Source organism: Psychrobacter sp. NG27, from assembly GCF_016106655.1.
In the GTDB taxonomy this organism is placed as follows: domain Bacteria; phylum Pseudomonadota; class Gammaproteobacteria; order Pseudomonadales; family Moraxellaceae; genus Psychrobacter.
Map to the genome: position 1 here is coordinate 542,887 of NZ_JADGIN010000001.1, position 25,321 is coordinate 568,207.

22 protein-coding genes and 1 tRNA gene are annotated in these 25,321 nt (G+C 43.6%); 11 read left to right on the forward strand and 12 right to left on the reverse strand.

The genetic code is table 11. The features are described 5' to 3' along the window. The first annotated feature begins 156 nt into the window (after nt 1–156). A complete protein-coding gene (locus IP485_RS02150; protein ID WP_198325799.1) occupies nt 157–969 on the forward strand; it encodes an enoyl-CoA hydratase in 813 nt (270 codons plus the stop codon). Between the two features lie 71 nt (nt 970–1,040). Here the strand turns inward: IP485_RS02150 and IP485_RS02155 are convergent, their stop codons facing one another. From IP485_RS02155 to IP485_RS02165, 3 genes are all read right to left on the reverse strand, one after another. Then, nucleotides 1,041–1,379, reverse strand: coding sequence for a RidA family protein (locus IP485_RS02155; RefSeq protein WP_198326002.1), 339 nt, complete (start codon nt 1,377–1,379; stop codon nt 1,041–1,043). 59 nt (nt 1,380–1,438) lie between these two features. Then, nucleotides 1,439–2,686, reverse strand: a complete 1,248-nt coding sequence (locus IP485_RS02160; RefSeq protein WP_198325800.1) for an NAD(P)/FAD-dependent oxidoreductase — start codon at nt 2,684–2,686, stop codon at nt 1,439–1,441. Between the two features lie 326 nt (nt 2,687–3,012). Continuing rightward, nucleotides 3,013–5,193: an ATP-dependent helicase gene (locus tag IP485_RS02165; protein WP_198325801.1), complete on the reverse strand. Its 2,181-nt coding sequence runs from the start codon at nt 5,191–5,193 to the stop codon at nt 3,013–3,015. A gap of 409 nt (nt 5,194–5,602) precedes the next feature. Between IP485_RS02165 and ychF the strand changes: the two genes are divergently transcribed. From ychF to IP485_RS02185, 4 genes are all read left to right on the forward strand, one after another. After that, complete coding sequence (gene ychF, locus IP485_RS02170) at nt 5,603–6,694, forward strand: redox-regulated ATPase YchF (RefSeq protein ID WP_198325802.1); 1,092 nt, start codon at nt 5,603–5,605, stop codon at nt 6,692–6,694. 129 nt (nt 6,695–6,823) lie between these two features. After that, entirely contained in the window at nt 6,824–7,342 is a 519-nt protein-coding gene (locus tag IP485_RS02175) for a hypothetical protein (RefSeq protein ID WP_198325803.1), read from the forward strand. 79 nt (nt 7,343–7,421) lie between these two features. Continuing rightward, a complete protein-coding gene (locus IP485_RS02180) occupies nt 7,422–8,852 on the forward strand; it encodes a deoxyguanosinetriphosphate triphosphohydrolase (protein WP_198325804.1) in 1,431 nt (476 codons plus the stop codon). A 104-nt stretch (nt 8,853–8,956) separates the two neighbouring features. Beyond that, a complete protein-coding gene (locus IP485_RS02185) occupies nt 8,957–9,637 on the forward strand; it encodes a TetR family transcriptional regulator (protein WP_194363005.1) in 681 nt (226 codons plus the stop codon). Nucleotides 9,638–9,813: 176 nt separating this feature from the next. On the opposite strand, the gene gspK is transcribed toward IP485_RS02185, so the two are convergent. The 6 genes from gspK to IP485_RS02215 all read right to left on the reverse strand — a co-directional run bounded on the left by gspK (nt 9,814) and on the right by IP485_RS02215 (nt 15,050). Continuing rightward, nucleotides 9,814–10,890: a type II secretion system minor pseudopilin GspK gene (gene gspK / locus IP485_RS02190; protein WP_198325805.1), complete on the reverse strand. Its 1,077-nt coding sequence runs from the start codon at nt 10,888–10,890 to the stop codon at nt 9,814–9,816. A 72-nt stretch (nt 10,891–10,962) separates the two neighbouring features. Next, entirely contained in the window at nt 10,963–11,811 is an 849-nt protein-coding gene (gene gspJ, locus IP485_RS02195) for a type II secretion system minor pseudopilin GspJ (protein ID WP_198325806.1), read from the reverse strand. Then, on the reverse strand, nt 11,808–12,260 hold the full coding sequence (gene gspI / locus IP485_RS02200) for a type II secretion system minor pseudopilin GspI (protein ID WP_198325807.1): 453 nt from the start codon (nt 12,258–12,260) through the stop codon (nt 11,808–11,810). Before gspI ends, gspJ begins: the two co-directional genes overlap by 4 nt. A gap of 41 nt (nt 12,261–12,301) precedes the next feature. Beyond that, entirely contained in the window at nt 12,302–13,120 is an 819-nt protein-coding gene (locus tag IP485_RS02205) for a prepilin-type N-terminal cleavage/methylation domain-containing protein (RefSeq protein ID WP_198325808.1), read from the reverse strand. A gap of 233 nt (nt 13,121–13,353) precedes the next feature. Beyond that, nucleotides 13,354–14,037, reverse strand: a complete 684-nt coding sequence (locus IP485_RS02210; protein WP_198325809.1) for a TetR/AcrR family transcriptional regulator — start codon at nt 14,035–14,037, stop codon at nt 13,354–13,356. Nucleotides 14,038–14,261: 224 nt separating this feature from the next. Next, nucleotides 14,262–15,050: a TatD family hydrolase gene (locus IP485_RS02215; protein WP_194362999.1), complete on the reverse strand. Its 789-nt coding sequence runs from the start codon at nt 15,048–15,050 to the stop codon at nt 14,262–14,264. Nucleotides 15,051–15,525: 475 nt separating this feature from the next. On the opposite strand from IP485_RS02215, the gene IP485_RS13730 reads away from it, so the two are divergent. Continuing rightward, on the forward strand, nt 15,526–15,840 hold the full coding sequence (locus IP485_RS13730; RefSeq protein ID WP_227686368.1) for an acyltransferase: 315 nt from the start codon (nt 15,526–15,528) through the stop codon (nt 15,838–15,840). A 41-nt stretch (nt 15,841–15,881) separates the two neighbouring features. On the opposite strand, the gene IP485_RS02225 is transcribed toward IP485_RS13730, so the two are convergent. Together IP485_RS02225 and tsaA are read right to left on the reverse strand one after the other, a co-directional pair. Next, nucleotides 15,882–17,669 carry a GspE/PulE family protein gene (locus tag IP485_RS02225; protein ID WP_198325810.1) on the reverse strand — a complete coding sequence of 596 codons (1,788 nt, stop codon included), beginning with the start codon at nt 17,667–17,669 and terminating at the stop codon, nt 15,882–15,884. Between the two features lie 66 nt (nt 17,670–17,735). Further along, on the reverse strand, nt 17,736–18,620 hold the full coding sequence (gene tsaA, locus IP485_RS02230; RefSeq protein ID WP_198325811.1) for a tRNA (N6-threonylcarbamoyladenosine(37)-N6)-methyltransferase TrmO: 885 nt from the start codon (nt 18,618–18,620) through the stop codon (nt 17,736–17,738). Between the two features lie 426 nt (nt 18,621–19,046). On the opposite strand from tsaA, the gene IP485_RS02235 reads away from it, so the two are divergent. Next, nucleotides 19,047–19,820, forward strand: a complete 774-nt coding sequence (locus IP485_RS02235; protein WP_194362995.1) for a ferredoxin--NADP reductase — start codon at nt 19,047–19,049, stop codon at nt 19,818–19,820. Nucleotides 19,821–19,966: 146 nt separating this feature from the next. Continuing rightward, nucleotides 19,967–20,052: transfer RNA gene (locus tag IP485_RS02240), tRNA-Leu, on the forward strand. A 108-nt stretch (nt 20,053–20,160) separates the two neighbouring features. Here the strand turns inward: IP485_RS02240 and IP485_RS02245 are convergent. Then, nucleotides 20,161–20,403: a hypothetical protein gene (locus IP485_RS02245; protein ID WP_227669407.1), complete on the reverse strand. Its 243-nt coding sequence runs from the start codon at nt 20,401–20,403 to the stop codon at nt 20,161–20,163. Nucleotides 20,404–20,906: 503 nt separating this feature from the next. Here IP485_RS02245 and dinB point away from each other — a divergent pair. From dinB to IP485_RS02260, 3 genes are all read left to right on the forward strand, one after another. Further along, nucleotides 20,907–21,992, forward strand: coding sequence for a DNA polymerase IV (gene dinB, locus IP485_RS02250; protein WP_198325812.1), 1,086 nt, complete (start codon nt 20,907–20,909; stop codon nt 21,990–21,992). Between the two features lie 223 nt (nt 21,993–22,215). Beyond that, nucleotides 22,216–23,397, forward strand: coding sequence for a tRNA preQ1(34) S-adenosylmethionine ribosyltransferase-isomerase QueA (gene queA / locus IP485_RS02255; RefSeq protein ID WP_227686369.1), 1,182 nt, complete (start codon nt 22,216–22,218; stop codon nt 23,395–23,397). 110 nt (nt 23,398–23,507) lie between these two features. Further along, complete coding sequence (locus IP485_RS02260; RefSeq protein ID WP_198325814.1) at nt 23,508–25,277, forward strand: FimV family protein; 1,770 nt, start codon at nt 23,508–23,510, stop codon at nt 25,275–25,277. The last annotated feature ends 44 nt before the right edge of the window (nt 25,278–25,321 follow it).

Sequence of the window (25,321 nt, forward strand, 5' to 3'; positions counted from 1 at the left end):
GAAAAACCAATAGCGTACTCATCACCTGAGTGCGCTATTTTTGTTTTTGAGCACTCTATATTAATAAACTATTGTATAGACTATAAGCCATGCTACTATTTAGATAGCTGTATATATCACTTACCAAACCCAACTACCCATTATCAAGGATGATAAATGACACAATCTGACATTACTCTAGATATAGATGATCTTGTTGTTATTAGAGAAGACAATAAAGAGAGTGGCGTGGTCACACTCACACTGAATCGCCCAAAACAATTTAATGCATTATCCGTTGAAGTACTGTCTGCCATGCAAACAGAGCTAGACAACATCGCTCAAGACGCTACAGTCAGAGTTGTGGTTATTCAAGCGACAGGCAAGGCATTCTGCGCTGGTCATAATCTAAAGCAAATGCGTGCGCACTCAGATGAAGCATTTCATCGTGCCTTATTCCAGCAATGTAGTCATATGATGCTAACCATTAATCAGATGCCGCAAGTCGTCATCGCAAAAGTGCAAGGCATTGCCACCGCTGCAGGGTGTCAGCTAGTCGCAGCTTGTGATTTGGCAGTAGCCGCTGATGATGCAAAGTTTGCCACCTCTGGGATAAACGTTGGACTTTTCTGCTCCACACCTGCTGTTGCAGTCAGCCGTAACTTACCTCGTAAGCAAGCATTTGAGATGCTGATTACTGGTGAGTTTATCGATGCGCACACTGCCTTACAATATGGCTTGATCAATCGAGTAGCGCCAGCAGAACAATTAGAGCAAGTCTTGCAGTCCTTAGTAACGGCGATCACTGCAAAGTCTCCGGTAGCGGTAAGAACTGGTAAAGACATGTTTTATAAGCAACTGGATATGAGACTAGAAGATGCTTATGACTATGCCAGTGACGTGATGACGGGCAATATGATGGCGAACGATGTGAGCGAAGGTATTGATGCTTTTATTGAGAAGCGCCAAGCCGTGTGGAAAGGATACTAACTCTCAAATAAAAAGGCCATGATATCGCTATCATGGCCTTTTTATTTAACACAGGTGCTACGAACAAATTACTATTCAGCAGCGATGGCGATCATCTCAACCAATAGCTCATGACGTGCCAATGCTGATTCGCCACAAGCACGTGCTGGTGGTTGAATGCCTTCAAAAAATTTGTCATAGACTTCATTCATAGCAGCAAAATCTGCCATATCTTTGATCCAAACCGTTACTGATAGTAGTTTTGATTTATCGCTACCCACTTCTTCTAGCAAGGTTTGGATTTTTTCTAAGCAAGTTAATGTCTGTGCTTTGATATCGTCTTCAGCATTACCTACCTGACCACATAAATAGATAGTCTGGTTATGAATTACGGTTTTACTCATACGTTGAGTGCTGTGTAGCTTCTTTATCATATTATATACCTTCAATTTATTAATTTAAGTCTGTGCTAAATCTAGCAGATATGCGCTTATTTTGAAAAACGCTGAGCACTAAATGGTGCAAGGTTTACTAGTGATGGCTTTTCATGAACCATTTCTTCCACCAGACGCCCTGTCATAGGCCCTAAGGTGAAACCCTGATGACTGTGACCAAATGCAAACCATAATTTGTCATGCTTGTCTGCAGGACCAATAACTGGCTTCATATCAGGCATACAAGGACGTGAGCCTGCCCAAGCTTCAGACTCTACCGCATCTTCTAATGGTAAGATTTTGCGAGCCAGCTTCAGAACCGTTTTTAATTGACCAAAGTTCTTTGGCGCATCCATGGTGGTCATCTCAGCACCAGTCGTAATACGGATACCTTGCTGCATTGGACCCATCACAAAGCCTTTGTCCATATCAAACATACTGTGATTGATGGTGTTTTTTTCCGTCACTTTGAAATGCTGATGATAACCACGCATTGGGAACAATGGCAGATTATAACCAAGTGGTCTGATCAAGTCGTTCGACCATGGACCCGCTGCAATGACCAACTTGTCACTATAGTAAGTGTCATTATCAGTGATGATTTTCCAGCCTTCACCGTCTTGTACGATTTCTTTTACATCGCTCTCTTTGATCGTACCGCCCATCTCTTGGAAGTTTTTCGCATAGGCTTTCACTAGCGAGCTTGGGTTCGATACTTGCCAAGAGTTTTTCCAATGAATCGCACCAACGAAACCTTCAAAATTGGCACTAGGCTCCATGGCTTTTAGTTCTGTAAGGTTCAACACATTATGCTCAACCCCTTGATTGCGTGCATCAATGGCTGCTACTTGCGCTTCTTTAAACGTCTCTTCAGAACGATGCAGTTGTAACCAGCCGTCACGCGTGATTAGCTCATCAGCACCAGATGCTTCAATCATCGTTTGATGCTCACTGGTGCAATGTTCAATCAGTGTCTGCCACTCTGATTCGATTTGCTTAACAGTCGCAGGTACAGAGTATTTCCAGTACTGTAGCAGCGCTTGATGGTAACGCAAAATCGCTGGGATACGATAGCGAATATCAGTACCTTGGTTCGGTAATACTCTGATCATCTCAGTCAATTGACGAGGAAAAGGATGGGTATGAATGGCTTCGCGCTGAATCAATCCAGCATTACCATACGAGGTCTCTGACCCTGGCAGCTTCTTGTCTAGCATCAGTACTTGTGAACTGTTTTTTTGTAAATGCCACGCAACTGACGTGCCAACCATACCTGCACCGATAACGATCACTTCATAGCGCATAACCTATCCTTTTCTTAGGGTGTTAATACAGAGTATCAAATACGAGGGTCTAACGGAATAAGGTGGTAATAGTAACGCATTGAGCTAAATATGAAACCCCAATCTCATAAATATTTTTGCTATTAAATACTTTTGGTTATCCCTTTAGTAGTAACGTATTTTCAAAAGGAATAGCTAAAGCATTTAGCAATGGCTTGACAGCAAAAATGAGGAAAAAAGGCTGAAATCCTGCACGAGTTTCTCTTCTTATAATGACGTACTAATTACAACGCTAAGTGATGTCGTAGAAAACCTGACTCAGCCATGTCATCGATGAACAAAGAAAATTACCACCACACTGGATCATCATTCTCCTCTCTCACCTGTTTAGAAGCTTCGACGGTGACCTCATTCGCAGACAGCTCCGCGATGAAGCGTGATGGCTTGTCAAAATACCCTGAATAACTGGCAAAGTAATCAGGCGCCGTTAGATATAGTCTGGTCTTAGCGCGGCTACAAGCAACATAGAATAATTTCCGTTCCTCTTCTAGCTCCTCAAAGTCATCCAACGAGCGATGATGCGGCGTGATACCATCGACCAATGCATTGACAAACACCACTGGCCACTCTAGTCCTTTAGCACTATGGATAGTCGAGATAGTCACTTTATCACTGTCATTATCATCAGGTTGACTGGTTGTCGCTACCGAGTCATTAGGTGGATCGAGTGCCAAATTTTCTAAGAAGTTATCAAGGCTGCTGTGTTCTGTTGCCAAGTTTTTGAGCACACGGAAATCCTCATTACGCTCACGCCAATTCTCTTCAATCGTTTTTAAGACAGGGATATAAAACTCTAAAATATGCTCAATGACCGTCTCTACTGATTCGGCCTGACTTGCCTTAGTAAGCGTATGATATAAAGGCTCAAGCTGTTCGCTTTTTTTAGAAAACTTCGCTGTGAGTAGTGGCTCAAAGGAATTGTTATCGGCATTAATCGCTTGGGTCAAACGCGTCGCGGTGACTGTCCCAACGCCTTGGAACAAGGTCAAAATTCGATGCCATGCAATCGTATCATTGGGGTTATAAAGAATTTTGACAAAAGCCAATACGTCTTTGATATGTCGCCTTTCAACGAACTTAATACCACCCACCACGATGAATGGAATATGACGCTCCATAAACTCTAGCTGTACATAGTTGGACTGAAAAGACGTGCGGCACAGTACCGCAAAACCGTTGTAGTCATGATCCGACTTTAGCTCGATTATTTTATCAGCGATATATTTGGCTTCTTTTGTCTCATTGGTTAGGCGGCTAAATACTGGCTTGTACCCACTTATCGATGCGCCAGAGTACAGTTGCTTTTGATAGCCTAGCGTGATTTGCGCTGACAAGGCATTGATATAATCTAAAACAGCGGGCGTACTACGATAATTTTGTTCGAGCTTAATCAGCTTGGCATCAGGATAGGTCTCACCGAATAACAGAATATTTTCGTAATTGGCACCGCGGAAAGCATAAATACTTTGATTGTCATCACCGACCACCATCAACGATACTGACTCAGGCTCACATATTAAGTCGATTAACTGCTTTTGCGGAATATTGGTGTCTTGATATTCATCAACCATAACGTAGCGATATTGGTTTTGTAGCATTTGGCGAAAGGTATCATTGGTCTTTAAGTGGCGCACGACTTGGCTAATAATATCGTCAAAGTCGTAGAGATGATTGGCACGCTTATATTCATGAAAATCGACTGCCAATTGCTCGATAATCGGAATATGTACGGCGATATCAGGATAACTGCTTTCGATTAAGTCGCGGATATGAATGCGTCTATTCCGAGAGCTAGAAATGATATTTTGTAGCGTCTTTTTACGTGGAAAGGCTTGGCTTTTGGTTTGCGCAGGATACTTTTTTTCTTTATGAATTAAGTCGATGGCATCTTCGCTGTCGCCAGTATCTAAAATCGTAAATCGCGGATTGATACCGAGTAGCCCTGAATACTGACGCAGCAGCATATTGCAGAATGAGTGAAAAGTACCGCTAGTGATATCGTTGAGCCGCTTATCAGTTGGCAGTTTATCCTTAGCCAAATCCTCATCAGATAAACTATTAGTCAATAAAGTCTTTGCACGATTCTTGATTTCATTGGCAGCTTTACGCGTAAAAGTCAGTAGCAAGATGCTTTTGGGCGTGACCCCATTCTCTAACAAATAACTGGTGCGATACGTAAGCGTTTTGGTCTTGCCAGAGCCTGCACCAGCTATAACCAATACTTTGCCTTCGATAGTTATGGCTGCTAATAATTGGTCAGGATTTAACTCCCGGGCATAGTCTACTTTTAATCCTAACTCACTATTGAGCCTTTGATTTAACAGCTCAATATTGGCATCGTTATTAGCATCGATTAAATTTGCCTCTAGCTTTTTAATCGCCTTTTCTAGACGTGCCAACTTGGGCTTAATCTCCATAAAATTCTGCGGATAATTATAGTGGCGCGTGTCAAAAATCGTGGTAGTCATTATAGGATTTTGCCTTTCATTTTATTTTGGCGATATTATCAGCTTACACCTGACTGTTTATAGCTTTAGAATAAGTATGATTTGCTAAACTTAGCAGAATATATGTGCTGAATTTTCGTGAAATTTAAGCCGTTATCTATACGTGACAGTTTACCATATTAAAAAATAGGGTTTATTAGCTCACATAAACTATGTGTCACTCGTATTGATTAACCTTGTTCATTTTCAAGCCTCAAATATAGCCTGCTTTTATCATCAACCTGCTTATCATTATCAGGTAAAAACCTGAGCATATACCGTAACAACCTCACCCCTATTCCGGTAAATTTGCTACAATGTGCCCAATTTTGATTTATCATTTAACCAAACTTTATACCAACTGATTTTATTAATACATTGAGAGAATGTTATGGGTTTTAATTGCGGCATCGTCGGCCTACCAAACGTGGGTAAATCCACCTTGTTTAATGCGTTGACCAAAGCGGGTATCGCCGCTGAAAACTTTCCATTTTGTACCAAAGATCCCAACACCGGTATCGTACCAGTACCAGACCCACGCCTAAAGAAATTGGCTGATATCGTTAATCCTGAACGCGTGCTACCAACGACCATGGAGTTTGTTGATATTGCAGGTCTAGTTGCAGGCGCGTCAAAAGGCGAAGGCATGGGCAACCAGTTTCTAGCCAACATCCGTGAGACTGATGCAATTGCTCACGTTGTACGCTGTTTTGATGATGACAACGTCGTCCACGTCGATGGCCGCGTTAGCCCGATTGATGACATCGAAACCATCAATACTGAGCTCGCATTGGCAGATTTAGAGGCCGTTGAGCGCGCTATACTCAATTTGACCAAAAAAGCCAAAGGCGGTGACAAAGACGCTGGTGCTATGCTTGATATCTTCAAAAAAATTGAGCCATTATTAGCAGATGGTCAGGCAGCACGTGCCGCCAATCTCGATGCGGATGAGAAAAAACTCATCAGAAGCTATGGTTTAATCACGCTAAAGCCGACTATGTATATCGCCAACGTCAGTGAGGATGGCTTTGAGAATAACCCATACTTAGATGCGGTGCGCAACTATGCGACTGGTGAAGACTCTATCGTTATCGCTCTGTGCAACCAAATCGAATCTGAAATCGCTCAGCTTGATGAAGACGACAAAAAAGACTTCTTAGCTGAGATGGATATGGAAGAAGCCGGTCTTGACCAAGTCATTCGCGGTGGTTATGACTTACTTGATATGCAGACGTACTTTACCGCTGGTGTTAAAGAAGTGCGTGCTTGGACCGTCGCTGTTGGTGCAACTGCCCCGCAAGCTGCTGGCGTGATTCATACTGACTTTGAGCGTGGTTTCATTCGTGCCGAAGTCATCGCTTATGACGATTTTATCGAACACAACGGTGAAAAAGGCGCAGGCGCTGCTGGTAAATCGCGTTTGGAAGGCAAAACATACATCGTGCAAGATGGTGATGTGATGCATTTCCGCTTTAACGTGTAGCGTTAAGCGGTAGATAGCACTTAAAACTAATGAGCCGATGATGGAGATTCTCCATCATCGGCTTTATTTTGTGTATTAATTGTTATATTATAACATATCTTTATTTTTGCTTATCTGAGGACTTATACTATGGCGGCTTATTTTTGTTTTTCTAAACTCGCAAATGCTGCGCTCATAGGCAGTGTGGTGACAGGTTCACTATTGGGCTGTCAGCCTAATAAAGAGACACCAGAACCTGAAAATGTAGTACAAATCGATGAGCATGAAACACATGAGCACGCAGAACATGAGGAAGAAGAATACGAAGGGCACGATCACGAAGAACATGACGAGCACGAAGGTCATGACCATGCCAGTGCAGGCACGCCATTCTCTTGTGAGCCTACGGCTACTATTGGGGTTTCTTATGGTAACGACAGTACGCCACAGACAGCGACCCTACTCATCGATGGTCTAGAGTACGATTTAACAGCTGCTGCTGATAGTGACGCTGATATGGACATCTATATGAGTGATATTGGCTTAGATGATACTCATGGCATCATCTGGCAAGTAAATGGTGACAAAGCAACCTTACTCAATAAAACATTGGACGGCAATGTGGCTATCGAAAAGGAAGAAGTGCTTTTTAACTGCCAGAAATCTTAATGTAGTTCTCTGACTATATATCTTTACCAAGGGCGCTATTTTGCTATGCTATAGGCTCCTTTGGTTTCGGATGTTTAATATGCTAAGTACACCAACCTCTTTGCCGTCTCTTACCACACAATGGTCTCACCTTCTCAACTCGCAGCGTCTTGGCGCTGCCAAAAAATTTAATGCCAATACGAGCACTCGTTCTCAATTTCATAAAGACTATGACAGACTGGTATTTTCGCACTCCTTTAGACAGCTCAATCAAAAAACTCAAGTCCATCCGTTGACCAATCAGCTCGGCATTCATACTCGCCTAACACATTCGCTTGAGGTCTCATGTATTGGACGCTCTTTAGCAATGATGGCAGCAGAGAAGCTCCATGATAAATTAGGCAATGGTCTACCAGCAGGTATCTCGCCCGCGGATGTTGGCGTCATTGTACAAGCCGCCTGCCTCGCTCATGATATTGGCAACCCGCCTTTTGGTCATGCAGGAGAATATGCCATTCGGGACTGGTTCAGGCTGCCTGAGCCGCAGACGATTTTGCAAACCTTAAGCGCCCATGAACAGCTAGATCTACTGGCATACGAAGGTAACGCGCAAGGGTTCAGATTGCTCGTCAATAATGAGCACCATCCGGACAAAGGTGGCATGCGCCTCACTTGTGCGACCTTGGGTGCCTTTATGAAATACCCTTGGTTAGCGACGCATAGCAACGATACTTCTCAAAGCACAAATTTAGGCGGCCTCGCAACCAACGTGCAAAAATTTGGCTGTTTTTATAGTGAGGCGGCTCAGCTAGAAGAGCTGGCAGTGTGCTTAAATCTGCCGCGCTCTGAGCAACATGATGGTTTTGCCAGACATCCACTGGCGTATTTGCTAGAAGCGGCCGATGATATTTGCTATGCGCTCATAGATTTAGAGGATGGCATCAATCTAAACATGCTCACTTATCAGGAGGTCGCCACGATATTTTATGAGCTGATTGGTGAGCGCCCTAGTAATATTAGCTTGCTAACACACCTATCTGTCAGACAAAGCCTAGCGTCATTACGTGCACGTGCTATGATGCGGCTGGTCAACACAGTGACCGATGCTTTTGTGGTCAATAATAAAGAGCTACTAGCAGGCACGTTGCAGGGCAGTCTATTTGACCACTGTGATATCAGTGTACAAAGTGGCATCAACCAAGCCAAACAGCTAGCACGCGAAAAGATATTCAATCACCCAAGCAAAGTAAGAATGGAGCTGATGGCCAATCAATGCTTACATCGTTTATTGGACGCCTTTATGCCACTGGCTTGGGCTGGCACACAAGCGATAGCCAGCGCATCGATGTCTTTTGAACAGCAGCGGCTGCTCAGCTTGCTACAGCCACATCTGAATGAGCATCGCCGCGACTTATCGGATAACATCTATCACAATATATTAAATATCCTAGATTTTATTACTGGCATGAATGACCATGAAGCCTATCGATTGGCGCAGGAATTGCAAGGTCACTGGGGCACAATGGTTTAAAAAAACAGTGTAAGTTTGAGAAATTAACACAAGTTGCGTATTTCAGTCGTATTTATGCGTTGAAATGAGTATGATAAACACCTATCGGACAATTTTGAAATATTATGAGCAGTCGCGAACAAAAGAAACTTCAAACTCGGCACGCCTTTTTTAACGCCGTGCTCGATTTATGTATGACAGGGCAATCTTTTAGCTCCATTAGCCTCCGGCAAGTCACGCGCGAGGTTGGCGTAGTACCGACTGCGTTTTATCGACATTTCGATGACATGGAATCGCTTGGTCGCGCTCTGGTCATTGAGGAATTGGGCGGTACGCTAGCGGCGCTAAGTGACAGCCTGCAGATTGGACGCAAGCGTAGCTTTGATCGCCAAATTGCCAAGAGCATTCAATTGTTTTTACATATGGTCAGCGACCAGCCTTACTACTGGCAGTTTTTGGTCAGTGAACGCTATGGTGGCTCAGAAGCGGTGCGAAAAGCCATCAACGAATTGGTTAAGAAGCACGCTCAGAGTTTGGCTGACGATTTGGCATTACAACCAGCCTTTACGCATATCAATGCCTATGATCGTCGTCTATTGGCCGAGGCTGGCGTCAACATGTTCTTTTCTTGGATTATTGATTGGTTGGAGCTGACCTATACAGAAGACCATGATGATGAGATCGATCTAGAAGAGATCGAAGAGAACAAACAGCTGATGCTACACAACTGTACACGCCAAGCACAGATGTTGTTCTATGGTGCTTATAACTGGAAATCTACCGAAGAAACACGCCTGAGAGACTGATATAGTCAAATACATATAAATCCGCTATAGTTGATTCAATTTAAAAGAGAGTCAAGGCAACCGAGTGCAGATGTATAGGTGATACTTCAAGCGAGGTTAACGCTGTATCTCTTTTACAGAGGATTGACTCTACATCAATTATTTGAGCTTAACTATAAACCGCTGACAATTATTGATTAAAAACTGGGTCGAAATGCCCAGAGTCGCTGCGTGACTATCTTCACCTCTTTCTTCACCTCTTCAGACACTTTGCCGTCAATAGCACTATTGACGGCATTATTATTGGTGCTGCCATTAGTTGCGCTATTACTGGCCTGACCATCATTAGCTGCCATCTTACTAATCAATACAGTGGCAAATCGCTGTCTGGTCTGACCAGTATTATTGGCATTATCAGACGCGGTGACCAGTGCCAAAAAGGCTGAGCTATCGACTGCTAATAGTGGTGCAAGCGCTGTACGCTGCGCTTCATCCAGAGCACTCAAACTTGGTAGCTGCCATAACTCATCGATAGCCGTCAGTGCTCGGGTTTCACGCATATCGACCAACCCTTGCATCTGCTGACTGCTACCACCGTCAATCAATGCTGCTAGCAATACCGGACTGGCCGTATTCACATTGATAGGCACGTAGTAAGGCACTGCCGTAACGTAAGGCCGCAATGCTGCTAGCACCTCCGCACTCCCCCCTCGAACTTCCTGCAGTTGATCAACACTAACGAGAGGCTGATTTGGTAGCTTTTGCTGTGCTGTGCCATTGGACGACGATGCATATACCGCACTCTCATCACCACCATCTTGATAGACATCACTGTCTGTATCTTGATAATCCAATACTGCAACTGCGATATCTGCCTCTAGATTTAATTGTGTCAGCAGCCGCTGAAATATAGCCAAAGCAACAGGGTCAGCGGCACCATTTTGATATAAATTATTAAGGTTAAAACGACCAGATTCATCGCGCAATTCAATACTGATGCTATGGTTTGCCAATGCATAAGGAGGTATCGGCTGCGCCCAAATATCTTGCTCGCTATCCGTACCATTGAGCTCGCTATCAGCACGAATCATCGTCACTGCTAATTGCTGACCTGCATTGATGTCTTGTAGCAATTGATTTTGATCAAACAATAAGCCACTACGCCTGATAGCCACCTTTTGGCTGGCAAGCATCGATCCTGCCACCACAGTAATACTCACCACCAATAATAAGATAGTGAGCAGTGCGACGCCACGCTGAGAGTGACCTGTCATGGACGTGTATGGCTTTTATTATGAGACACCTGATGCAGGCTAGAGACGACTTTTCTATCAGATACTGTCTTATTAGTTAGCATTTTCGACACTGCCATTGCTTGTGTCGCTGTTGTTATTAGCATCATTGCTATTACCACTATTATTGCCCTCATTGGTATTCGTGCTATTTGGGTGACCATTCGTATTTGGCAGACGCTGTGATATCGGTTGTGGCGCAAGTGCCCATTGCCAAGTGATCGGCATATCTTGGTAGGTAAAGCTCACAGCTATACCCTTCGGTAGCATAACTGCATCTGGCGCGGTGCTCGCGCCGTTTACCATCTGCGCCAATGCAATATTTGCACTGCTGCTAACATTACTACCCACACTATCATTAGTGGGAAACTCAGTACTCGGCTCTGGCATATAAGCTTGCCAGCGCCCAGCAGTCACACCTTCTAATAGCACACTGTCCAAACTGACACTATCACCTTCAAGGCTTGTATATTGCCGACGAATCAGTCGTTCATCAGTGAATATATATTCGATACGTTGGACACTGGTACTGCTTTGATAGCGTGGATCAGGATCAGCAAAACGTACAAAGCTGACGTGTTCACCATCTAAGCTCATAAATGGCTCAGGTGCTATCTCCTTTGCTTGGGTATTGCTATTAGTGCTGTCACTAGCATTTGTATTGTTATTTGTCGCACTGATGTTTTGGCTACTAGGTGTCTGATAGGGTATCACTTGTGCCATGTCTTGCTGTAATTGTAAATAGGCGTATTGCAGTACTGCCAAATGATCAGCGTGAACCTGTGCGCGCTCACGTGCGCGATTGACGCCATCAAATACTTGCCAGCCTGCAACGGCTAGCATGGCAAATATCGCCATAGAAACCATCAGCTCAAGTAGTGTAAATCCTCGCTGATACTTCATAGGCCAGACCCCAATTGTCCAGCACTGCCCTGAGCCATACCACTCAAATCTAAGCTACCCATGTCTTGCTCAGTATTACTTAGCATCACACTAATATCGGTGACGGAATTGCCTGTCTGTCCATCTACAATAGGTGCCACGGCAATATTGACTTCTTTTAATGCGGGTGTAATAGCATCACCAACGGTCATGGTTACTTGCCAATCACGACCTTGAGCATTGAGCGTTTGAGTACGATTGGCTGTCAGCCAGGTATCTTGAATGCGCAGGTCGGCCGCTGCATTTTGTGCGACAAAGTGTGCAAGTGTGCGGGTGCGCAAGATATCAACCGAGCGCAGATAAGCGCTACTGGCACGACTGGCAGCGACTGCCACCACTGCCAAAATAGCTAGAGCGACCATCACCTCAATCAAGGTAAAGCCGCTCTCACGCTTAGATTTCAAAGACATAGGCTTATTCTTCAGCGTAGCGTTTTTAGAAAACTTATCCACTATAACCCCTGTCCCATCATCATACTACCATCAGGCATTATCGTAATGACGTCCCCTACCAGTCGCGAGTTATGAAGCACCTCAATAGTCACAGGCGTTGCTTGGCCCGTACCAAACCACAATATCTGCGGTACGGTTTGATTGCTGAACCAAGGCTGCAGCGTCTGTCCTGTGCTTGATGGATTGCTAGCATCCAAACTCTGAACTCTGATACTGACGCCGTCAGGCAGTTCAGGCAAGCTCACCTCTGGCTCAATCTCCCAGCTCGGTGTTGGCTTCGGCTCTCCAGTAGAGCCTGACATACCGCTCAAATCTGCAGACAGCTCCATTGAGTTTTTGGGTTGACTGTCCATGCTACCTGATGCGATATCAGCAGTTTGATAAGCAATATAAGGATTTGATAAGGTGACAATAACAGGCGACACTTGACCCTGTTTGTCTGCTTGCAAACTCAAGCCCATCGGCTGCATACGTTCAGCAGATAGCAAACGCACATAATTCAACGAGTCGGTCAGGTGCTCATAAAATGCGCGGTTTTTCCGGGACTCACTACTCCCGACAGACAAACTCATCATACCTGCAAAGATAGACAAAATCACCACCACTACCACGAGCTCGACCAAGGTAAAACCTAATTGCGACTGTGTGTGGTTTGGTAGCCTAGATGAGCGACTGCAAGTGTTATTTGGCATGAAAGATAAGTCACCATCATGGCATGGTGATAGGGTCTTTAAAGTATGAATACGTGAGAACTGATTGATTAAAGGTACAGAGCGATTGGTCACTGAGCTGGACTGATTTTTGACAGTGACCGGCATATTGCACCTATAAGCCTACGCTGAGGCGGTGGTATATAAAATGATTAACTGAGAGTGGCTACGACAGTCATGATACTAATAGACATGATACTAATAGACATGATACTAATAGGCATGATACTAATAGGCATGTGCCGATTGTGAGCAAGTAGCATTGAACGTACTGCCACAATAGATATGACAGCACGGACACTTAAAAATTTTATTGTATTATCTGCCATGTGATAAGCATATTAATAATTGGTATTGCGATGCTCTTCTGATTCTGTATCGATCTGCTCGACCAACTCCTGCATATCCTCATCCATCACTTCATCATCAGCAGCAGGGTAATGACTTGGCAACTCAAGCATCTGTTGGACGAACGCATAACGCAAGGTATCACGGCGACCCAGATAACGCTGATAAAAACTTGAATTCAACAGCCCTGCACCGCCCTGACCCATCGCCCAGATAGACGATAAATAATCGCGCGTGCTAAGGCTACTGTGCTCATCTTTTAGGTAGGTACTGATGATATCAATCAAACGCTTCATACGCTGACGGCGGATATCATACAGCTCGCCAAACAGACGGTTCAGTCCAGTGACCGATGCTGCCAAACGCTCTTCGATTTGATTGAGCAGCATGGCTTTTTGCGGATTAAATAATTGTTGAAAAATCATACGAGCAACGCCTGCCGATGGGCAGTCATCAATACGGTTGATATCAAACAATTGCTCTTCATAACGAATGATAATACGCAGGTATAGCTCATCTTTACTGGAGAAATGCTTGTATAGTGTGCCTTTAGCCAAATCAAGCTGGTCTGCCAAACTGTCTAAAGTAATATCACCATCACCTGACTCAAGTAGCAATTGCTCTGCCATCGCTAAAATGTTCTCTTCTCGTGCCTTAAACTGATGCTGACGACTCATAATCTCTCCTAAAACATGACAAGATTAAGCATACGACCATCGTTTATGTCAGTATATTGGCAATAAGAGTATGATTTTATACAAAGACTGCTCAAGGACCACAATAGGAAATATGCTTATGTTTTCTAAATAATCATATGGTTGCATTCAGTATTATGCATACTAAAAAGAATGAAACCATGAGATTATCAGTTAAATGACTGGTTGGTCATAGCATAACCATTTTAATGATACTGTGCCAGTAAATTCTCAAAGTTTTTTGCGGTGAGTGCACCGACCTCTTGGCTGCTGCACCCATACATGTCTGCGATACAACTTGCCACGTAAGGTACATAGGCTGGCTCATTGGGTCGACCGCGCTTCGGTACAGGTGCTAGATAAGGGCTATCGGTTTCGATAAGCAATCGATCTCTAGGCATGTTTTTTGCGGCATCTTTGATTTGTTGTGCACTTTTAAAACTGACGATTCCCGAAAATGAGATATAAAAGCCCAAATCTAAAGCATGCTTCGCCGTTTCCCAGTCTTCTGTAAAGCAGTGAATGATGCCATGCTCAGCACCTTCACTTTTTAAGATATCGATTGTGTCTTCTTTGGCATCGCGCATGTGAATGACGAGTGGTTTTTTTAAGTGTTGGCTAGCATGAATATGACGGGCAAGACTGTCCTGCTGCTCTTTTTTGTTTTCTGTTGACCAGTAATAATCAAGCCCCGTCTCGCCTATCGCCCATACATAATCAGCCTTGGCAGTCTCTATCAGACGCTCTACTGTCGCTGACTGCAAGACACTCATGTCCTCACAAGGATGAATGCCCACGCTCATGCCTAAATTTAAGGTGTCATCACTATAAGTGCTAACAATATTGACGATATCATCATATTCGGCAAAATCACACATGATGGCCATGGCACGGGTGACATTAGCAGCTTTCATCGCGTCAATTGCACCGGACAGCTGACCATCATATTTGGTTAAATCTAAACGATTAAGATGGCAATGAGTATCTGTAAACATAAATAATCTCGTTATTGGAACATTATCTGTAAAAAATTAAGAGTCGCTAGGCTGTGTTGATTGCTCTAAAGGGTGCTGTTTTCAAGGACGGTTTGACGGTACACTACTAGGACTGCTTTACTAACAAATACCTTGAGTATTTTTACTGATTCCCATAAGCCCTCTATTATGAACCATAAAAAAATCCTTAGCCTGCCACCGATTATAAAAGCTATCTTGCCCAAGCAACTGTATTGATATTGCTAAAGAGGCACAGATTATCGGCAATTCAACCATTACTATTCGTAAAGGTCATGACAATCAAATTACCATCGGTGAGCATGGTAAATTCAACAAGCTAAAAATTGACATCAATGGCAGCCACAATCACATCACTATCGGAGAACGGGTCAAATTCTCTGGGCAACTATTAATCGTTGGTAATTATCTGCACATTCATATCGGTGAACGCACTACCGCGATTGACTGCTATATTTTGGCACGTGACAAAAGCGTGAGCATTGGTAAAGCTTGCATGATATCTCGTGGTATCGAAATTCGCGCCACTGACGTGCATAAAGTATACGATATAGCATCCGATGTACGAATAAACAAAGCACATTCAGACGTTATATTGGGAGATCATATTTGGATTGCCGCCAATGTGACCATTTCCAAAAACGTCTCTATTGCTAGTGGCTGTATCATCGCCGCTGGCTCATTTGTCAATAAACCAGTCACAACGCCGAACTGCATGATTGCAGGCACGCCAGCAAAAATTATTCGCCAAAACGTACGCTGGGAGCGTTAAGCAAATATGAAATTGGCAACTGCGTTTTCTCGCTTTATCTTTTAGTGTAAAGGCACCACGCGCATCACCTCTTCGATTGTCGTTAGCCCTTCGCTAATACGCTTTGCACCTGATAGACGTAGTGGCTGTACCCCTTCGCGATACGCTTGCTGCTTGAGCACATCTAAATTTGCATCTGCTGCCACGAGTTTTTTTAGCTCATTGGATAACGGCATGATCTCGTAGAGACCGATGCGACCCTGATAGCCCGTATGTCGACAGTGCTCACAGCCCTGCGCCGTATAAATCTGCGCGGGTACTGGCGCACGCCAAGGTTGTACCAGCTCTTGCCACTGAATGGCTATCTCGCTGTCTGGTATCACGTCCATGGCTTTTTTGCAATGCGGACATAGCGTACGTAGCAAACGCTGGGCCATCACACCTAGTATGGTCGCTGACGTCAAAAACGGCTGAATACCCAAATCGTGCAAACGAGTGAGTGAGCTTGGGGCATCGTTGGTATGCAATGTCGAGAGTACCAGATGCCCTGTCAGTGAGGCTTGTACCGCCATGTTCGCCGTTTCTGCATCTCGAATTTCCCCAACCATAATAATGTCCGGATCTTGACGCATCAACGAGCGAATACCATCAGCGAAGTGCAAATCGACGCCTGGATTGACCTGCATTTGGTTGAAAGCCGGCTCGATCATTTCAATCGGATCTTCAATCGTACAAACATTCACCTGCTCGGTTGCTAGCTGCTTTAGGGTGCTATATAACGTCGTGGTTTTACCTGACCCTGTAGGCCCTGTGACTAAGATGATACCGTTAGGATGTGCGGTCATCTCATGCCACGTTTCAAGTTGCTTACCCGATAGACCAAGCTGAGCAAACGAGCGCACCAGCACTTCAGGATCAAAGACGCGCATGACCAATTTTTCACCAAAAGCGGTGGGCATGGTAGAGAGACGCAGCTCGGTCTCTAATCCCTTTGGCGTTCGCGTCTTTAGGCGACCATCCTGTGGTCTGCGTTTTTCTGCAACATTTAACCGCCCCAAAATTTTGATACGTGCGGTCACCGCTACTATGATAGCAAGCGGCATCTCATACACGGTATGTAGTACACCATCGATACGAAAACGCACCTTACCCGTCTCGCGGCGAGGCTCTAAATGAATATCACTGGCACGCTGCTCAAACGCATATTGCAACAGCCAATCAACGACTCTCACGATGTGCTGATCGTTCGCGTCTGGGTTGGTATTGTCGCCCAGTTGTAGCAATGCCTCGACATTGGTGACATCAGCTGCGGCACGCTTATGTACGCTGTTTGCCCCTGCTATCGCTTGCGTGACTTGATAAAACTCTTGACGATAGCGATTGATTTGCTCAGGATTGATGTAGACCGTACGATAGGTTTTCGATTTAATCAACTTTTCGATACTTGAGTGCCAGTCGGTATAAAAAGGCTGATCTGTCCCGATAATGACTTCAGCTAAGCCAACTTCGATTGGTAAGATATGCTGTGAACGCGCGTATTCAAACGACATGAGCTGAGTCACTGCAGGAACATCAATCTTTAATGGATCAATCCGAACGAGTGGCATGTCTGCTTTGGCCGCGAGCCACTGATTTAGCCATGCCAGCGTCAGTTTATTGTCACTATTGCTATCGCTAGCATGACCATTAGGCAAGCCAAACTCACTAATCGTCAGCAGTGGATGCTGTGCTTGATTACGGCGGCTAGTAATCACTAAGTTATAGCCGCGCTGATCAATCACCTTGTCCGCCAGTAATTCGTCTAAGCACCAGCGCAAATCAATCACAATCGAATATTTTTGGGCAGACATACATCTCTTCTTCTATTAAGTGAAAACCTATGGTTATTGCAAACTTATCATCGAGGATAGTATCACTTATACTGCCACTACAGTCGTTATCTGTAGTTGCCCTGAGTCTATCAATTGAAAGCTCACATCAATCGATTTATAACGCATCACAAAAGACTTGTCGATCTCATTACGGCGATAGGCAGGCCTTGGGTCTTGCGCGATGAGTGCTTGAATGATTATCATATCAGAGACAAGCAATTGACTCTGTACTTTATAGATACTCGATACAATCGTCGCGTTTTTTAACGCTTGGCTAGCATCTTGATTATTTATAGCATCGCGATTATTGACGTTATCGCAGTTATTACTATCAATCTCACCAGTCTGACTTGCATTTACTACTGTCATAAACTGCTCATAGGCTGGTGTAGTCATCGTCACCTCTAGCAGCGCTGGCGCAGTTGGCGCAAAGCCACTTTCTCCATCCATGATCGCATCACTGTAGGCCACATAGGGCTTTATATCGATAATGGGTGTGCCATCTATCATATCAGCGCCCTTGATGATCAGTAATACGCGGCCTTCTACTATTTCAATCCGATCAAGCGTCACCACAGACAACCCCAATCCTGAAGGTCGATACATACTGCGACTGGCGAATACCCCTATCTTTTGATTGCCACCTAACCTTGGTGGCCGCACTTGTGCGCGAAAGCTGCTGTCTGTCTGATGCGTGTCTTTTTTTCGATAATTATGATGAAATTGCCAACTAACCCATATATGACTGAAAGTTTCTAGTCCTTCGAAGGCCGCAGATGTATCGTAAGGCGGTAACATCTCAATGACACTAGTCAGAGCGACTAGGCTTGGCTGGCGCGGCACACCGAATTTTTGTGAAAGCGGGGCACGGTGATAGCCGATAAAAGGAGCTTGATGGTAGTTATCTAACAGTGGATTCTCATCAAGCATAGACCAACTCCAGTAATACAAAACTGCCCTGATAAAGCAGTTTTGCCAAATGATACAAAATTACTCACTAACGATATTCCATTTTATCATGCTAGACAATCACTGCTAGACGGATTTTTATTTTAAAGTTTGGTATTATGAGCAAGAAATTTGATGAGAGTCATTTACATTTGGGCAATATGACTAATAATACTGTCATTGTTGACACCAGTCTACTATGTCTAATGAGGTAATAGTTGGCTGTATATAGGCTGATAAAATATCTCTACTTCGCTTATTCATCATTTACTAGTTCATAAAAATAGCAGTTTCGACAACGATTAAAAGACTGATACGTTTTTATAATGTTCAATCTAACATTGAAAATTCTGATTTAATACTTATTCAAACTTAACACACAAATAACAACTTATTAACGAGGACTTTATGTCAAAACTTCGCACCGAAACGGTCACAGAGGTTCATCACTGGAATGACTCTCTATTTAGTATCAAAACCACTCGTGACGATGGCTTACGCTTTCGTAATGGCGAATTTGCGATGATTGGACTCGTCGTCGATGGCAAACCTCTATTGCGTGCTTACTCGATTGCTAGTCCGAACTATGAAGACCAGTTAGAGTTCTTTTCTATTAAGGTTCAAGACGGTCCATTGACCTCACGCTTGCAGCACATCAAAGTGGGTGACGAGTTATTGGTCAGCAAAAAACCGACTGGTACTTTGGTACTAGACGATCTATTACCAGGTAAGCACCTATATATGCTCTCGACAGGTACAGGACTTGCGCCTTTCTTATCATTGGCACGAGATCCTGAAGTATATGAGCGCTTTGATAAAATCATCCTAGTTCATGGCGTACGTCATGCCCATGATTTGGCCTATCGCGACATGTTCGAAAATGAATTGCCTAACGATGAGATCTTTGGTGAATGGTATCGCGAAAAATTCATCTACTACCCAACCGTTACACGTGAAGAATTCAAAAACCAAGGCCGTGTCACCGACTTGATGAAATCAGGTAAGCTGTTTGAAGATATCGGTCTACCGCCAATCAATAAAGAAGATGACCGTGTCATGATTTGTGGCAGCATGCCATTCAATGCTGAAGTATCAGCCATTCTAGATGATTTTGGATTGACGGTATCTCCACGTATGGGTGTTCAAGCTGATTATGCTGTCGAACGTGCTTTCGTAGGATAGATAAGCATAAAAAAGGATTATTTTCGATTTTATAGAAAATAATCCTTGACGCTAAAATATATGCTGATATAATACGCAGCCTATACAGAGTTAACCCTGTAACCCAATTCGATAATATTTATTTAATAAACATTATCTTGTAACATGCCAGTGTGATGGAATTGGTAGACATGACGGATTCAAAATCCGTTGCCTAATAAGCGTGTCGGTTCGAGTCCGACCACTGGTACCAATATTTAGTACAAACAAGCCTCCTCTTCGGAGGTTTTTTTGTGCCTATTTTTTATGGCCTATTATGGCAATGTGTTTTCTGCCACTCATATTACTATTACATATATGTCTATACTGCTACTTCACATTGCATAACAGCACTTATCTTTATTGGTACAGCGTACTTCCAGGGCATACCGCCCGTACAATAAAAGTACCCATCATGAAATGAGACAATATAAGCGGTAAAGTCATTACCACAAAGCTCTGTCATGGCACGCTCATCACTCTCATCACAAACTGCACACCATATTTCTTGAGCATCATGTTCGAGCATTGCTCGGGTCAAGTCACTTCCTTCTAACTTACTCATCATCAGCTCCTTAATTATCCTTTGTTCTCTATGAATGACGTCAGAGAAACAATATACCCGTCTCTGACTTATCGTTTTGGTATGAGCTATCAGTATTATCCTTTTAGCTAATAGCGCATGACAAAAGTCAGCGTTCACTCTTCATAGCAATTTGTTACTATCGATAATTTATTGTAAAGTAATAGAATCATCACTGTAACAATCAATTTATTTTTTATGACAAGTGGTAAGACTTTTAAGACAAACGGTATGGAAAAGTGATGCGTCTTATTATACATCTACATAAAAACATATACAGAACAGTAATTTACCTTTTATTCCACCCAATCAGTATATATAAGCCTCCTTATTCCTAGATAACTAACTTTATACTATATTTATTTTTTGATATATATAAATATTTTTATACTATTGTTAGCTAATAGTAATGTATACAAAAATGTATTTTAGAGTCTAATAATCGATATCAAAGCATGGTCGTTATATGGGGTAAAATGATAGCTATGATGACCTCTATACATACCAGCCCTCGCAAGATTATTCACATAGACATGGATGCTTTTTATGCCAGTGTGGAACAGCGTGACTTCCCTGAATTACGTGGCAAGCCCTTAGTAGTCGGTGGCGATCCAAATGGTCGCGGTGTCGTTGCAGCAGCCAGTTATGAGGTGCGGGCGTTTGGTGTACGTTCGGCAATGTCATGTTATGAGGCGCGTAAGCGATGCCCAGATGTGATATTTGTCAGGCCTCGTTTTGAGGTATATCGGTCTGTGAGTGACGACATAAGACGTATTATGTATAGCTTGACGCCTCATGTTGAACCATTATCGTTGGATGAAGCCTATCTTGATGTCACAGGCTTATTGGTGCACAAAGGCTCAGCGACATTAATGGCAAACTGGCTAAGAGCGCAAATCTTAGAGCAAACAGGACTGACAGCATCTGCTGGGGTCTCATTCAATAAAATGCTGGCCAAAATTGCCTCTGATATTAATAAGCCCAATGGCACTGCCATTATTACTCCAAAAGAGGCTGAGGCTTTTATCAGTACACTACCTATTGAACGCTTTCATGGTATCGGTAAAGCAACGGCAAAGCGCTTGTATGCAATGGGTGTCAGTAATGGCGCAGATCTTCGAGGTGTGCCAGCTAAGACACTGGTTCAGGAATTTGGCAAACGCGGTCAGTTCTATCATGATATCGCTCATGGCCGCGATGAGCGTCCTGTCAAATCTGAACGTACTCATAAATCCGTTGGTTCAGAGACCACGTTTATAGACAATTTAGGCAATGACGATGAATTGCGTGTACAGATCTATGAGCAAAATAGCGATGCCTTTAATCAGATGCACAAAAAACAGCTTGTCGCTCATACTATTACCTTGAAAATAAAGTACTCCGACTTCACTCAAATCACACGTTCGCATACGCTCTCAACATCCTTTGACACTGCTGAATCTGCACATTACTGGCTAGACAAGCTTTTTTCGAGCGTTCCGCGTCATCTTCCTATTCGTCTGGTCGGTGTGACTTTCTCTTCCTTAACGCCTGCCAGCCAGTTATTACCTCAACTGACTTTATTTGAATAAATGTTAGACCAGTTCTTATTCCTTACCTTTATCTTTAATTGACCGTATTAGAGTGTGTTGAATCCTTAACCATGATATTGATAGAGATTAATTGCTTTTATGCTTAGGCTATTTATCTTCTTTAATCATATTTTATGTATGATAGTTCTAAAGTAAAAGACCCTCCTATATAGCCATTTCTGCTACAATCATGCCAAAATCCTTATCTACCGAAAGACTGATTATGACTGACTCTACTACCCCAATCGATACTGATAAAACCCCTGATGTCTTAGATTACCTAAGCGTGGAAGATTATGATTATGAGCTACCGGATATCTTAATTGCGCGTTATCCATTGGCGCAGCGTTCTGCCTCAAAGCTTCTCTATTTACCTACTCATACACAAACAGAGGCAGCACAGGCACAAGACCGCTTATTTTCTGAGTTGCCAGATTTATTGAGTAAGGGTGACTTGATTGTGTTCAACGACACTAAGGTAATGAAAGCGCGATTATTTGGGCAAAAGGATACTGGCGGTAAACTTGAGGTGCTGATTGAACGCTTGGTGGGTATGTCTGATCTAGAGAGTATCACATTGCATTTAGAAGATAATAATGGCAAGTCAATCAACCAAAAGCATATTGCCCTGTGTCATGTAAAGGCGAGTAAAGCACTTAAGCTCGGCCAACGCTTGCAACTGGCGGATGGCAATATGAATGCTGCGATGATTGGACGTCAAGATAACTTATTTATTTTGGCATTTGATGCGCCTATCCTGCCACATTTAGAGCTATATGGTGAATTGCCTATTCCGCCCTATTTTGAACGTCATGCTGATGATACTGACAATACTCGTTATCAAACGGTATTTCATGACCCTGCCAAACTTGCCAGCGTGGCTGCGCCTACCGCAAGTTTACACTTTGATGAGTCAGTGCTCAGCAAACTTGCTGAAAAAGGCATTAATACAGCGTTTGTGACGTTGCATGTTGGCGCAGGCACCTTTGCACCAGTAAAAACAGATAACTTACTCAACCATACCATGCATAGTGAATATGCGCACTTGCCACAAACTACTGCTGATATGATCAATCAAACCCATGCAAATGGCCATCAAGTCATTGCTATTGGGACGACAGTAACGCGAGTCCTTGAAACGGCCTATCAAAAAACGGCAATCGATGGACAAGTACTGTCTAGTTGGTCGGGCGATACCGATATATTTATTTATCCAGGGTTTAAATTCGGTGTGATAGATAGACTGTTAACCAACTTTCATTTGCCAAAATCAACCTTACTTATGCTCGTGTCGGCGTTCTCCGGCAAAGCCGCTATTGAGCATGCCTATCAACATGCTATTGAACAACAATATCGCTTCTTTAGTTATGGCGATGCGATGCTACTCGATAAAAAAACACAGTAAACAATAAATAGACACTTTTTCATTAGTCACAACAGTTCTGAAATAAACTGGTAAACTAACTAGTATTTTGTTATAAAAGCATAGACAACTTATACTCTAAAGGACTGCTCATGTCTTGTCATCTTTCTCGTCGCTTGACTACTATACATCGCGCGGTATCGATGGCATTGCTATGTTCTGTGAGCTATGTATCCCTCATATCAAGTGTACAAGCTGCAACCATTGGTAAAACGGTGGTTACTTCAGCACAGCACGAGCCTTTAGTCGCCAGTATCAGCATTAGTAATATCCGAGCTGCTGACTTTTCTGCAAGTCTGGCCAATCCTATCATCTATCAACAGATGGGCTTGACACCGACTGACTCTATATCGGTGCGCTTTCAACCGACTTCAGCCACCAGTGGAGAGGTATTCATCACCACCTCACAGCCGGTATCCAAGCCTTTTGCTGATGTGGTCTTGGCGATCAATGACAACGGCCAGCGCAATATGGTGCCAAAAACATTGCTGATGCCGCTGAGTAATAGCCTGCCTATTAATACGGCCAAGAATATCGTCACTGGTGTAAAAAAACCAAATTTGCCAAGCGTTTCTCCCACTATATCAAAACCATTGATGCTACGAAAGGGCGCGCCGCCGCCACTCGGTTCAATGTCGGCTCTGTCATCATCCACGCTGACACAACCGAAAACCTCACTAGTAACAGCGCCAACAACTGACCTAGACATGTCTAGATTACCAGTGCCTAACCTACCAGTATCTCGTATCCAAGCACCCTTACTAACCGCTACCACACAGAGTAGTGCACCTACCTATATGCCCTCTCGCCCAAATCAAACGCCTTTAGGCGCTAGCGCCGCTGTTAATAACTTGGGTACTACTGATGACAAACGTATTTCTGCACTGAGTTTAAGCAATCAGCCTTTAAGTGGCAAAAATAGTGACAAGCCTACTGTCATAAATAGCAGTAGTAACGAGGTCAATGCGAGCAAAAAGGCAAAGACAGCTGATCCGTTACTTACGAATAAGTCGCTTGATACATTGAGCATTCAGGTCACACGCCAAATACAGCCAAGTAGTAAAATAAACGATACTCTAAATGCTGCAACCTTGGTCACAGAAAACGCTGCGCCAACGCCAAACAACAATGTGCAAAGTTTACCAACAGACAGTGTCGATACTAGCACCACATCTAATACCGTCGCACTTAATAATCGCGTAACTCCTTCTGATAGCAGTGTGACCTCTAATACCACTCATCAGTATCAAGTACAGAATAACGACAGCTTATGGATGATTGCGCAGCAGATTGCACAAGAAAACAATCTAGACGTGCAAACGGTGATGAAACAAATCCAATCACAGAATCCTGATGCCTTTATCAATAAAGATGCCGATCAATTAAAAGCTGATGCCAAGCTCAGTCTACCCAGTTACGATGTCATACCCTCACAGCAAAACCTAGAAGCGGCCATTAATGCTCAAAGACAATATCGCCGCAGAGTGAATACCCCTACTGCAATGACGCCTGTGCCAAAATCATCCAAGCCGACTTCTGAGATAGCTACTGCAGCCAAACGCCCTGAAAAGCCTGTAACCACCAAAACACGAACGCTACCCAAAGCACAGTTTTCTGTACTCGCTCCTGGACGCGATGGGAATGCAGATGGCACACAGGCAAAAGCCGCAGCTAATACTGGTAACGGCATCAGTACCGACATATTGGCCACACTCAAAGCATCAAGACAAAACACTGCCTCACAAGCACAGCAGTTAACGAAGACCAGCAGTGCCCTCAGTGACTATACAAGAAAGATTCAATTACAAAATCAAAAACTGGCTGAGCTACAAGCTCGTCTTAAAAAATTACGCAATCAATAACCGCCTACTGAATCAATACGATAGGCTGTGATCACAGGTGTGGA